This window comes from Chryseobacterium cheonjiense (genome assembly GCF_012927265.1).
GTDB classification, from domain to species: Bacteria; Bacteroidota; Bacteroidia; order Flavobacteriales; family Weeksellaceae; genus Chryseobacterium; species Chryseobacterium cheonjiense.
Genome location: NZ_JABBGF010000001.1, coordinates 1957844 through 1971162, shown reverse-complemented (window position 1 = coordinate 1971162; position 13319 = coordinate 1957844). Strand labels below are relative to the sequence as shown.

The 13319-nt window shown below is 37.9% G+C and carries 10 protein-coding genes; 5 read left to right on the top strand and 5 right to left on the bottom strand.

What is annotated here, in order from left to right; genetic code table 11:
- Positions 1 to 367 precede the first annotated feature (367 nt).
- From HHL20_RS08915 to HHL20_RS08900, 4 genes are all read right to left on the bottom strand, one after another.
- Positions 368 to 2224: a M61 family metallopeptidase gene (locus HHL20_RS08915; RefSeq protein ID WP_169230786.1), complete on the bottom strand. Its 1857-nt coding sequence runs from the start codon at positions 2222 to 2224 to the stop codon at positions 368 to 370.
- A 123-nt stretch (positions 2225 to 2347) separates the two neighbouring features.
- The gene (locus HHL20_RS08910; protein ID WP_169230785.1) at positions 2348 to 3979 is read right to left on the bottom strand and encodes a M1 family metallopeptidase; all 1632 of its coding nucleotides are present in this window, start codon (positions 3977 to 3979) and stop codon (positions 2348 to 2350) included.
- Between the two features lie 392 nt (positions 3980 to 4371).
- A complete protein-coding gene (gene tatC, locus HHL20_RS08905) occupies positions 4372 to 5196 on the bottom strand; it encodes a twin-arginine translocase subunit TatC (RefSeq protein ID WP_169230784.1) in 825 nt (274 codons plus the stop codon).
- Between the two features lie 70 nt (positions 5197 to 5266).
- A complete protein-coding gene (locus HHL20_RS08900; RefSeq protein WP_169231159.1) occupies positions 5267 to 6226 on the bottom strand; it encodes a KpsF/GutQ family sugar-phosphate isomerase in 960 nt (319 codons plus the stop codon).
- A 154-nt stretch (positions 6227 to 6380) separates the two neighbouring features.
- Here HHL20_RS08900 and recQ point away from each other — a divergent pair, with 154 nt between their 5' ends.
- The 5 genes from recQ to HHL20_RS08875 all read left to right on the top strand — a co-directional run bounded on the left by recQ (position 6381) and on the right by HHL20_RS08875 (position 12768).
- Entirely contained in the window at positions 6381 to 8585 is a 2205-nt protein-coding gene (gene recQ / locus HHL20_RS08895; RefSeq protein WP_169230783.1) for a DNA helicase RecQ, read from the top strand.
- Positions 8586 to 8730: 145 nt separating this feature from the next.
- Positions 8731 to 9810, top strand: coding sequence for a glycosyltransferase (locus tag HHL20_RS08890; RefSeq protein ID WP_169230782.1), 1080 nt, complete (start codon positions 8731 to 8733; stop codon positions 9808 to 9810).
- 71 nt (positions 9811 to 9881) lie between these two features.
- On the top strand, positions 9882 to 10229 hold the full coding sequence (locus tag HHL20_RS08885) for a hypothetical protein (RefSeq protein WP_169230781.1): 348 nt from the start codon (positions 9882 to 9884) through the stop codon (positions 10227 to 10229).
- A 195-nt stretch (positions 10230 to 10424) separates the two neighbouring features.
- Complete coding sequence (lpdA, locus tag HHL20_RS08880) at positions 10425 to 11828, top strand: dihydrolipoyl dehydrogenase (protein WP_169230780.1); 1404 nt, start codon at positions 10425 to 10427, stop codon at positions 11826 to 11828.
- Positions 11829 to 11925: 97 nt separating this feature from the next.
- Complete coding sequence (locus HHL20_RS08875) at positions 11926 to 12768, top strand: DUF4476 domain-containing protein (RefSeq protein WP_169230779.1); 843 nt, start codon at positions 11926 to 11928, stop codon at positions 12766 to 12768.
- A gap of 119 nt (positions 12769 to 12887) precedes the next feature.
- On the opposite strand, the gene HHL20_RS08870 is transcribed toward HHL20_RS08875, so the two are convergent.
- On the bottom strand, positions 12888 to 13316 hold the full coding sequence (locus HHL20_RS08870; protein WP_169230778.1) for an SRPBCC family protein: 429 nt from the start codon (positions 13314 to 13316) through the stop codon (positions 12888 to 12890).
- Positions 13317 to 13319: the final 3 nt, after the last annotated feature.

Below are 13319 nucleotides of genomic sequence, written 5' to 3'. Positions count from 1 at the left end.
GTTTAGATGCTTACAGCATGACAAACTCACGGAATTTCTATACCGATTCATAATTCCCTTCCTTTGGAGGGGTGGCAAAAATTTCTTAGAAATTTTTGTCGGGGTGGTTTAAAAATGAATAATCTAATTTAAATAAGAAAATTCATCATTTGACCTCCTGAAGTTATTTATTCATCTTTTTTCACTAGCCCCGATTGTAGAGGAAATCCTTTTTGCAGGCTTCGACAGGCTCAGCCTGACAGCAGCGGGAAGCAAAAAGATTGCAACGGAAAGCGGGAAAAAGCTCCTAAAATATTTCGCAGGATTACTTCAAAAAACGAAAGCGGAGAAAAGTTCCCCGCTTTGATTATATTAGTATGACTAACAATTACTTCTTTCCCGTAAGCCACTGATCCTGAAGTTTCTTTTCTTCCGGAGTTGGATTGGCTTTGAACTGAATGGTTTCCATAGTCATTTTTTCAAGGATGGCTTTTCCTTTAAGGTCCATTTTCTCGGCTTTTCCGCCGTTGTCTCTCAGAACAGTCACTGTTACATTCTGACCCTCTTTAATGGTCTTAGAATAATTAATGAAATCCTGAATATTCTGTATATTAATTGTTTTTCCGTCTAAAGCTACAACCTTATCTGTAATTTTGAATCCGATACTTTTTGCAAATGGTGATAAGGCAAGACTTTCATCAAAAACGAATGCGTTATCTTTTTCATCATATCCTGTTTGGTTTGCATCTTTAATAAACCAGAAAATCGGTGGGGTTTCCTGTGATTTCAATTCTACACCAACCATGTTTAAATATTGTGCATAAGGAGTAGGCTGGCTTCCTGCAATATATTTGTTATAAAAATCTTTTACCTGAGGATAGCCTGTAACGGTTACCAGCTCATCAATCAGCTTGTCATCTTTGAACGGTTTGTTTTCTCCGAATCGCTGAGACAGCTTTCTGATCATATCGCGGTATCCCATTTCACCGTTGGAAAGCTTTCTGAGCTCAATATCCAGACACATAGCGAGAAGTGCGCCTTTCTCATATACATTTCTGTACTGGTCTTTATATTCGTCAAGAAGAACATTTTTACTCATTACCGTAAAAGGCATGGTATCATTGTAATTCTTTGAATTTTTAATTTTCTCGTTCATTCTCTTAAGAAACTCTTCTTTTGTAATCAGGCCTTCCTGAATCTGGAAGAGATTGGCAAAATATTCAGTCCCTCCCTCATACATCCAAAGGTGCTGAGACATTTTCGGGTCTGCATAATCAAAGTAATGAATTTCTTCAGAATGAGTTTTCAAAGGGTTTACGGTATGGAAAAACTCATGCGAAACAACATCTGTAATGGTTGCATCAATAGCTTCTTTCGGCATCATCTCAGGCAATACGACACTGGTGGATTCATGATGCTCCAATGCACCGAAGCCTTTGATCTGAGGACCGTCTCCTCCTGAAAGATACAGCATGATTGCATATTTCTTGTTGGTATTCATATCACCCAGGAATTTCTTTTGGGCCACTACCATCTTCTCAAGATTATCTTTAAAATCTGCTGCTTTATATTTTCCGGAAGGGGAATATACGCCTAATACAAGGTCCATACCTCCTGCATTGAAGGTGATATAATCCGGTTTGGTATACATTAACGGAGAGTCGGTAACTTTTGCATAATTAGCCAGCGTAAAAGTGTCTGTAGCATCCGACTTATCCTGATCTACCAAAGCCGTTGTTCCGTAAAAATCCGCAGGTTTCTGAATCACCAGCTGGTACGGTACATCCTGCATGTCATCAATATATCCAATGAATCCATGCGTATTGATCAGGTATACTTTTCCTGCTTCGATATCCGTTCCTGATGGAGAAAAAACAGCTTTATGCTTGGAAGTATCCATTTCATCATCAAAACTGTCGTTGACAAGATAAGTAACTTTGGATAAATTTTTGGCATTCTTGAGGGCATACGTATTGTCATTTACTTTGGAAAATGGAATTTCCTTTCCTTTGTTGTCTAAAAACTTAATGCCTTCCACAAACCTTCCGTAATCATCTACAGAATAGGTTCCGGGTACCGTTTTTGGAAAATGAAATTTTACGTCACCAGATTTCATGTTTGGGAACTCCATAGTGACAGCTACTTTATCGTCTTTTACATTAACAAGATCGATTGTAGTTTTAATGGATTGGGCATTTACCAGAAACGCTGATAAAATACCTAAGCTAAATGCTAATTTCTTCATCGGGTTTAAAATTATTATTAAGTAGTTGCTGAAAAATTAATTTCGTTACAAAGCATTGTGTTAAAATATAAAAAAAAGGCAAATTCTTTGTTAAAAAATTTGCCTTCATATCATTTTCCGCAGTTATTGTACCTTTCTGTAATTAATATAATAGTTTTTATTGAATTGTACAGGGCTTCCCTTTTTTAGTTTTACCGTCTGCCACTGTTCGGTAGGGTTTATCGTTTGCTCACTATCGATTCTTATAGGTAAATTGAAGTTTTTAACCACGTTGGTATACCTGAACTTCAGTTCTTCTCCTTTTTGCTCATATTCAAGAACAGGAATTTTTACAGACCTCAGGTATTGGTTGAAAACACTCGAAAAGTCAATTCCCGATTTTTGTGAAATATAATTTTCAATCTGTTGGGTCGTCACCGTCTGATGGTAAAAATCTTTGTTGATCCCTCTTAAAATCTGCCTGAATTTTTCATCATTGTTGATTACCTGACGGATGGTATGAAGCATACTCGCCCCTTTAGGATACATATCGCCGCTTCCTTCATTTCTCACCCCGTATTTTCCGATGATAGGGATATCGTTGCTCACCGTATTGTGGATTCCCTGCATGTAAATGTCCGCTGATTTTTTATCCATGAATTTTTCTGTGAACAGCACTTCGGAATACATGGTAAATCCTTCATGAACCCACATATCTGCCTGGTCCTTTGCCGTAATATTGTTGGCAAACCACTCATGGCCGCTTTCATGGATAATGATATAATCCCAGTTCAAGCCGACTCCTGTCCCCGAAAGATCTCTTCCCAGGTATCCGTTTGCATATTGGTTTCCGTACGCAACATTACTCTGATGTTCCATACCCAGATACGGTGATTCTACAAGCTTGTAAGAATCTTCATAAAAAGGATAGGGACCAAACCAGTATTCAAACGCGGAAAGCATCGGTTTTACCTGCTGAAACTGTTTTTTAGCCTTATCAAGATTGTAATCTATTACCCAGTAATCGAGATCCAGCTTACCTTTTTCGCCATTAAAAGTATCTTTAAAATTGACATACTTTCCGATATTGGGAATGATAGAATAGGCATTGATCGGGTTTTTGACTTCCCAGGTGTAGGCTGTTTTATCACCTTCCGGTTTTTTACTGATGAGCCTTCCGTTTCCGACACCAACCAGATCTTTTGGTGTAATGATTTTCATGACCACCCCGTTTTCGGGCTCGTCGCTCCAGATATCTTTGGTAGGAAGCCAGATTGATGCTCCGATACCTTCGTCGGCAACACTCATCCACGGATTTCCTTTTTCATCTTTGGTAAATACCCACCCGCTGTCCCATGGCGCATTTATTGCAATTCTCGGATTTCCGGAATACGAAACGGTAATGGTATATTTTTCACCTTTTTTAAAAGTTTTATCAGATTTTATCCAGATAAAATCTCCATCCTGCTTATATTCTGCAATAGGAAAGCTTGCTTCCACTTTATCAGCTTTCATCGGCTGTTGAAGGTCTACCTGAAACGTAGGATTTTTAACATCTTTAGTGATTTCAAAGCTGATTGTATTATTTCCTTTTATGCTTTTCGCAGCGAAATCAGGTTCCACGGAAAGATCATACTTCTTTACATCCCAGAAGTTTCTGAATGCTGTATCTGAACCTTTCAAAGTGTCCTGTTTCGTAAAAGTTTTACCTTTCTCGAAAAACTGGCCGAAAACCAGGCCCGAAGCAAATAAAAGAGTATATGAAAGTTTTTTCATCTGAATTTAAATTACGGAGACTAAAATAAAGAATTAATCAATGCTGACATTCATTACCAACGGTAAATCTGTTTAATGAGACGGAAAAAATAAAGTTTTGTTACATTCTTTGTATATGTCATTTTGTAATCAATTACCTTATCGTGAGATTCCCATCCTTTGGAGAGGTGGCAAAAATTCAAGAATTTTTGACGGGGTGGTCAAAAAACATTAATCTAAAAAGGCTTGTGATCAATATTTTTTAAAAGTAATTCTATTCCCGACAAAAACCCTAGCCGTGATTGCAGCGGAAATCCTTTTTGAAAAAAAGATTGCAGCGGAAAGCGCGAATAAGCTCCTAAAAAAAATCCCGCAGAAAGTATCCGCGGGAATATGTTTTAATGTTTTTGAAATTAATTCTTAACAGCCGGCAGATTACCTGCCGCTTTCTGTACCTTTTTGTACGTATAGGCACACATCACAATGCTGAATTCATAGAGCAATAACAATGGCAATGCTGCCATCATCATACTTAAAACATCTGCCGGAGTTATGATTGCTGCTACCACCATGATGAGAACGATCGCGTGGCGACGGTATGTTTTCATAAAAACCGGGGTTAATATTCCTATGGTTGTAAGGAAATAAATAAGGATCGGAAAAAGGAAAATAACCCCCATCCCCAGAACAACCTGTAAAAATAAAGTTGTATAGTCACTCAAATCATACAGCGGAATAATGATATCCGAAATTTTAAAGATAACTCCGAAATTAACGGCAAAGGGGAGAATAAGGTAATAGCCGCATAATACTCCCGTCATAAATAAAATCCATACGGAATTGATAATAAAGATGGAATTTTTTCTTTCATTGGGATGAAGGGCCGGGCTGATAAACCGCCACAGTTCCCAAACAATGTATGGAAAAGCCAGAACAATACCGCCAAATATAGATACCGCCATCATAACATTGAATTGCTGGTATAATTTGCTGGCACGTACCGGGAAATCTTTAGGAAGGTGAATGCTGTCTTCGCCCAAAATCATTCTTGAAAAGTGATTGACCATTTCAAAGGTGGCAAAATCGTTTCTGGTGGGACCGAAAAAAATATGATCCATGATCCAGTTGATGTTAAATCCGATAATGACTGCCGCAATGATGATGGCAAGAATCGAACGGATGAGGTGACCTCTTAATTCTCCAATATGTCCAAGGAAAGACATGTCTTTTTCACTCACAGGATGCTATTTTTAAGGTTTCAAATGTATGAAAAAAGTTTCGGTATTATATAACGTTAAATCTTTCAGCTTAATTAATTCCTTCGTCCAGCAGCTTGTGAAGATCAATAATTCCGAAATACTTTCCGTTTTCCGTCACAACAAGCTGTCCGATATTGTTTTCTTTTAAAATTTTCATGGCTTCTTTTGCCAAAGCCGTTCTTTCAATGGTTTTCGGGTTGGCAGACATGATGTCCTTTGCCAGCACTTTTGAAATATCATCGCCTTTCAACAGCATTCGTCTTAAATCTCCATCCGTAATAACCCCAATGATTTCATCGGCATTGGTAACAACGGTAATCCCGTGACGTGATCCGCTAATGGAGATAATAACGTCTTTCACCGTATCCTGTTCCGTAACCTGGGGCTTTTGAGAAGAGAGAAAATCGTCCACTTTCGAAATCAGGTTTTTCCCAAGGCTTCCGCCGGGATGAAATTTTGCAAAATCATTGGCTTTAAAATCATTCATCTCCATTAAAGCGATAGCCAACGCATCTCCCAAAGCCATCTGCAAAGTGGTGGAGCTCGTTGGCGCAAGCTTATTGGGGCAGGCTTCCATATCAACATGGGTATCAAGGATGATTTCGGAAAACTCGGCAAGTTTGCTTGTTTTGTTACCTGTCATCCCGATCAGGGCTGAAGAATAATCTTTAAGATAAGGAACAAGGTTAACAATTTCCGGTGAGTTTCCGGAATTGGAAATGCACAACACCACATCCTGTTTCTGAATCACACCCAAATCTCCGTGTATTGCTTCAGAAGCATGCAGAAACTGGGAAGGTGTTCCGGTAGAATTCAGCGTTGCCACAATTTTATTTCCCACGTGTGCCGATTTTCCGATTCCCACGACAATAAGTTTTCCTTTTGCAGAGTTGATAATTTCCACGGCGCGGGCAAAATCATCATTTAGTCGGTCGCGGAGTTTTTCAAGTTCTGAAATTTCTATTTCTAAGGTGCTTTTCGCTATTGAGATAATATCGGCTCTTTCCATTTTACTTACGTGAGGCATATAAAAATCACTTAAAAAAACGTATCTTTTAAAAGGATTTTTATTATAAATATAATTTTTTATAAATTCGTTCGCTTTTATTTTAAGCGAAAAATTCATAACTTTGGATTAGATGCAAATTTAGCAATAAAATTAGATGAGCGCAAAAAAAGCCAATTTATCGGGCGAATTGAAAAAATATTTCGGATTTTCTACTTTTAAAGGGCAGCAGGAGCAAATTATTGACAACCTTCTGAACGGAAAAGATATATTTGTTTTAATGCCTACTGGAGGTGGTAAATCTTTATGTTACCAGCTTCCGGCACTTATTTCCGAAGGTACTGCCATTGTAGTTTCACCTTTGATAGCATTAATGAAAAATCAGGTGGATGCGGTGAACGGACTTTCATCTGATAACGGAATTGCCCATGTTTTAAATTCATCATTAAACAAAACACAGACCAAGCAGGTTTTTGACGATATAAAAAGCGGAAAAACAAAGCTTCTCTATGTTGCTCCCGAATCTCTTATCAAAGAAGATTATCTGGATTTCCTGAAAGAAGTAAAAATATCATTTTTCGCTATAGACGAGGCCCACTGTATTTCAGAATGGGGACACGATTTCAGACCCGAATACAGAAACCTGAAATTTATTATCGATAAAATTGCCGATGTTCCGGTAATTGCTCTTACTGCAACTGCCACGCCAAAAGTTCAGGATGACATCCAGAAAACACTGGGCATGACAGATGCTCTGGTTTTCAAGGAAAGCTTCAACAGGCCCAATCTTTATTACGAAGTACGTCCGAAAGTAAATGTCGATAAGGAAATCGTAAAATTTATCAATCAGAATAAAGGAAAATCGGGGATCGTTTACTGTCTCAGCAGACGTAAAGTAGAGGAGTTTGCCCAGCTTCTTCAGGTTAACGGAATCAACGCTTTACCTTATCATGCAGGTCTCGACCAGAAAGTGAGGGTGGCCAATCAGGATAAATTTCTGATGGAAGAGGTTGATGTGATCGTCGCGACTATAGCATTCGGTATGGGAATCGATAAGCCTGATGTACGTTTTGTAATCCACTACGATTTCCCGAAATCGCTGGAAAGCTATTATCAGGAAACGGGAAGGGCAGGCCGTGACGGCGGTGAAGGCTACTGTCTGGCATTTTATGATCCTAAAGATATTGAGAAATTAGAGAAATTCCTGGCTCAGAAGCCTGTCTCCGAAAGAGAAATCGGGTTGCAGCTTCTTAATGAAGTGGTAGGCTACGCCGAAACTTCCATGAGCAGAAGACAATATATTTTATACTATTTCGGGGAAAATTTTGATCCTGTAAACGGAGATGGCGCTCAGATGTGCGACAACTCAACGAACCCTCCTAAGCTGAAAGATGCTACGGAAGACCTCAAAAAAGTTCTGCAGCTGATCAAAGATACCGGGGAGAAATTTAAAGCAAAAGATTTAATTTCTATAATTGCCGGGAAAGAAACGGCCGTTACAAAGTCTTATAAATTGGAACAAAGTTCTTATTTCGGTTTTGGAAAAGAGGAAAAAGACAATCACTGGAAGACAATTTTGCGGCAGGCAACAGTTCAGAATTTTCTTCAGAAAGATATCGAGACTTATGGTGTTTTAAAGATTGCTGAAAAAGGAAAACTGGCTTTAAACGGTGAGCTGGAACATTCATTCGTTATCGCTGAAGACCGGGAGTTTGACCTTACACAGACCAAAGCCGAGAGCGATCAGGTTCAGATGCAGTCTGCCGGAGGATTAGACCAGAATTTATTCACTCAACTGAAAGAATTAAGAAAAAAGGTTGCCAAAAAACATGGTATTCCGCCTTATACGGTTTTTATGGATCCGAGTCTGGAAGATATGACGGTACAGTATCCTATAACGGTTGAAGAAATCACCAAAATCTATGGGGTAGGTGAGGGAAAAGCCAAGAAATACGGAAAGGAGTTTGCAGATTTTATCAGCAAATATGTAGAAGATAACAACATCGAACGGACTCAGGATATGGTGCTGAAACAGGTGGCGAACAAATCCAGCCATAAGGTATTTATCATCCAGAGTACCGATAAAAAGATCGATCTTGAAGATATTGCCAGAGCCAAAAACCTTTCGATGGACGAATTGCTGAAAGAGATGGAACGCATCGTTTACCAGGGAACCAAACTCAATATCGATTATTATATTGAAGATAACTTTGATGAAGATATTGTCGACGGTTTTATGGAGTTTATGAACGAGTCTGAAAGTGACAGCATGAAAGTGCTGCTGGATGAATTCGGGGATGAGCTTTCTGATGAGGAAGTAAGAATGTTGAGAATAAAATTCATCAGCGATGTCGCCAACTAAATTGATTTTAAACAATAACGAAATAATAATGAAAGAAATTCTTCCACGGAAGGGTTTCTTTTTTTTTTTTAAGTAAATTCTTCCGGATTATAGAAATAGAAAATGGAATTTAAAGGTTAATAAAACTTTTAGTAAATTTACATTGATGAAAAAGATTTCTGTCATATTTATTCTGCCGGATCTTGAAACCGGAGGTGCAGAAAGAATTGTTACCACCATTGCGAATCATCTTTCCAGAGATCGTTTCGAGCCAAAGATTTTGCTTTTACGTAAACAAGGAGGATACCTTAAGTTTCTCCGTAAAGATGTGGAAATTATTGATATTAATACCGAAAGAATCAGGCATTCCCTCAAGCCCATTCTCAGGGAAATATACCGCCGAAAACCGGATATTGTCTTTTCCGGTTTTGGAGAGGTAAATGCGTATTTATCATTATTTATCAAACTTTTTCCCAAAACAAAATTTATAGCCAGAGAAACGAATGTGGTTACCCAGCATGTCAGAAGAAAGGAGATTAAATTCTTCTATAATTTCTATAATAATTACGATAAGATTATTGCGCAAAGCGATGATATGATGCGGGATCTTGTTAAAAATTTCAATATAAAACCAGATAAAGTAGTTAAAATCAATAATCCCGTAGATTTTGATTTTATAGAGGCAAAACTTGCTTCTGCACAAAAACCCGAAAGCTTTAAATACAATTATAAAAATGTGGTGGCCATTGGGAATTTATCGGAGAGAAAAGGTTTTGATAACCTTTTGAAAGTTTTTTCAAGACTAAAAAATGAAAATATTCTACTCCACATTTTAGGAGACGGAAAAGACCGCGAAATGTTGCATCAGATGAAGGATTTCCTGGGTCTAAACCGTGTCATCTTTCACGGGCGGCAGGAAAATCCTTATGAATTCCTGAAATATGCAGATCTTTTTATTCTTTCTTCGAGATATGAAGGATTTCCCAATGTTTTGCTGGAAGCAGGAGCCTGCGGTACATACTCTTTAGCTAACAATTGTCCGGGCGGAATCAATGAAATCATACAAGATGAAATCAATGGTGAGATTTCCAATATTGAAAATCACGAAGATTTTTCTCAGAAAATTTTAAAAATTCTTCACAAGAGTCATGATGAAGAAATGATAAAAAGTTCCATTAAATCCAGATTTTCAAAAAATATTATTCTGGATGCCTACGAAAAGATGTTGTTGAACATTTTAAAATAATTCTGTATTGCTCTTGTGTAGCTTATTTTATACTTTTGACAACTTAATTTTATCCAACTATTAAAATTTTCATGAATAAAATCCAGAGAATAGGCTGCGCCTGCGAAAAGCCCACCTCAAATTATACGGAGTACAGAAGTTCCGCTTTAGGGATAGATCATACCAATGGAAGGTATGCGGAAGTAAGCATTCAGCAGTGTAAGCTATGCCAGCGAATATGGATTAATTATCTGGTTGAATATGAGCATTATCCCAAATCAGGAAGATGGTACCGGGGAATTGTTTCTAAGAAAGACCGCCCGAATATTACTCCTGAAAATGCGGTAGAATATCTGGAAAGCCTTGATTGGTATGTGTACGGAGGCTCTTATTTTGATTCTGCCGGGATGATCGGCCAAGGAAAACTGAGTGTGAATTGACTTGATGAAAGTAATAGGTAATATGCGGGAAGCTCGAAGCAGGATGTCAGAAGATAATCACAATACATAAACCCCTATCATTCATCTTCCTGCCCTTATCCCGAAAATTTGACAAATCTCACTTTCCTACCTGATAATTAATCGTTAAATTTGTAAGCATAAGAAAGTTAATAATAAACAAATTCATAAAATAACATGAGTCAATTCGATGTTACCGTAATCGGTTCCGGTCCTGGTGGTTATGTTGCTGCAATCCGTGCTGCACAATTAGGTTTCACTACAGCAATTATTGAAAAATATCCAACTTTGGGAGGAACTTGTCTTAACGTAGGATGTATTCCGTCGAAAGCGCTTTTAGACAGCTCAGAGCATTTTGAAAATGCCAAACATAATTTTGCCGGCCACGGAATCATTATCAATGAGCCTCAGGCTGATATCGCAAGAATGATCGAGCGTAAAAATGAGGTTATCAAACAAAATACCGATGGAATCAGCTATCTGATGAACAAAAACAAAATCACTGTTTTTGAAGGAGTCGGAAGCTTCGAATCTGCAACCCAGATTAAAGTGACAAAAAACGACGGTTCCACGGAAACCATTGATTCTAAATATACCATCATTGCAACAGGTTCCAAGCCATCTTCTTTGCCTTTCATTACGATTGATAAAGAGAGAGTCATTACTTCTACCGAGGCTTTAAACCTTAAAGAAATTCCTAAGCATCTGGTAGTAATTGGTGGTGGAGTTATCGGTCTAGAATTAGGTTCGGTTTATTTAAGATTAGGCGCCCAGGTTACCGTTGTTGAATTTATGGATAAAATCATCCCTGGAATGGATGGTGCTCTAAGCAAGGAGTTAACGAAAGTTCTTAAAAAGCAGGGTATGAAATTCATGCTTTCTACAGCTGTTTCAGCGGTGGAAAGAAATGGAGATACCGTGAAAATCACTGCGAAAGATAAAAAAGGAGAAGAAGTAACGGTTGAAGGAGATTACTGTCTGGTTTCTGTAGGAAGAAGACCTTACACAGACGGACTTGGACTGGAAAAAGCAGGTGTTGAGCTTGACGAAAGAGGAAGAGTAAAAGTAAACGATCACCTTCAGACAAATGTTGCCAACATTTATGCGATCGGAGACGTTATTAAAGGAGCAATGTTAGCTCACAAAGCGGAAGAGGAAGGAGTTTTTGTTGCTGAAACTTTAGCAGGACAAAAGCCTCACATCAATTATAACTTAATTCCGGGTGTTGTTTACACATGGCCTGAAGTTGCCGGAGTAGGTAAAACAGAAGAGCAGCTTAAAGAAGAAGGTGTTGCTTATAAAGTTGGATCTTTCCCGATGAGAGCATTAGGAAGAAGCCGCGCAAGTGGTGATGTTGATGGTCTGGTTAAAATCATCGCCGATGAAAAAACAGATGAGGTATTAGGAATGCATATCGTAGGAGCAAGAGCTGCCGATCTTATTGCGGAAGGTGTTATTGCGATGGAATTCCGTGCTAGTGCCGAAGATATTGCAAGAAGCTCACACGCACACCCTACGTATGCGGAAGCCATCAAAGAAGCAGCATTGGATGCTACGGCTAAGAGACCGATTCACATGTAATAATTGGATTAAAAATTCAATCATTTAAAAATATTTGTAAATTAGGAGAGGCATTAGCCTCTCTTTTTTTGTTAATAATGCCTTTAATACAAGTGTTATGAAAAGTATATGTATAAGTGTTTTGCTTTTCTTTGCAGCCAGTTCATTTGCACAGGAAGCAGGACAAGCGGGCGAACTTCTGAAGAATGAAGCTTCCAAAACCGAAATCGGATCTATGAATAATAAAAAATCCGATGTAAAAAATAAAAATAATTCAAGTTTCAGAAATCAGGGAAATAATGGTTTCAGAACCAAGAATCCGCAATACCGATGGAACCAGGAATATGGTTACTCCGAGGTTTTTGTCAGGATTCCGGAGCAGGGATTTTTCAGTGTGGAAATTGACGATCAGTTTATCTCCAACAACTCAGGGAAATTCAGGTTTTTTGATCTTCCGGCAGGAAGAATTCCCATTTCAATCTATGAAAGCGGGTATTTACTGTATCGAACGACTCTGAATGTAAGAAATAACAGCAGGCTGGTTCTGGATTTTTTCACCAACGAAGGCTTGTTTTTGCTTGATTCTTATCCCGTGCAATCTTATGGCTTCAACAGTTGGAATGACATCTGGAATAATCCTTACGGTAACAGCGGAAATATAAACTATCCTAATGTAATGGATAATCAGACTTTTCAGCAGTTTATGGATACAATGAAGACTAGAGCATGGTTTGATGATAAAAAACTGGCATTTATCAATCAGCAGGGCAGACATGCGATGTTTACCTCGGAGCAAATCAGTATTTTGGTAAAAGATCTTAGTTTTGATAAAAATAAACTGGCTTTAGCCAAATCATTATTTCCGAAATGCGTGGATAAGCAAAGATATTTTATTGTTGGAGAAGCATTGGATTTTGAAAGCAGCAGAAAGGAACTGATGGATTATATTTCTAAAATGTAATAATTCTTTATCCAATAATTTACAATGCGAAGGGTTTTTAAATTGGTTTTCCGGCTCTATTTCATTGATGCCGACATGTTGTTATTTTAAAAGAGGAAAAGTAATATTATAATTGATTATCATTTTAGATATGTCCGAAGGTTTTGCATATATTCTGTCCATGCATTAGAACAACTGTCATAACATTCAATTGCCGGAAGCAAACCATGGTGTGTAAATGTTATTTTTGTTTTACCTTGCAAAATGTCAATATCAAAACAAATTTTTGTTCCTGCCCACTCATTGGCATTTTTTAAGAATGATAAATTACTTTCCGTAACCAGCCAAACTATTTTTTTACCTGCAATAAGCTGTATTAATTTTTGATTGGAATAATGTACTCCATCACCTGCCCTGAAGGAAAATTCATCGTTAATTTTTCCACTTTTCCCTTCTATTGTTTCTTCAAATAAACCCATCCACCAATTTTTAGGATTTAGTAAAAATGCAAATACTTCATTTGCATTTTTTGAAGTTGTGAAACTGTATTGAAAATTTTGATGTGCCATTAG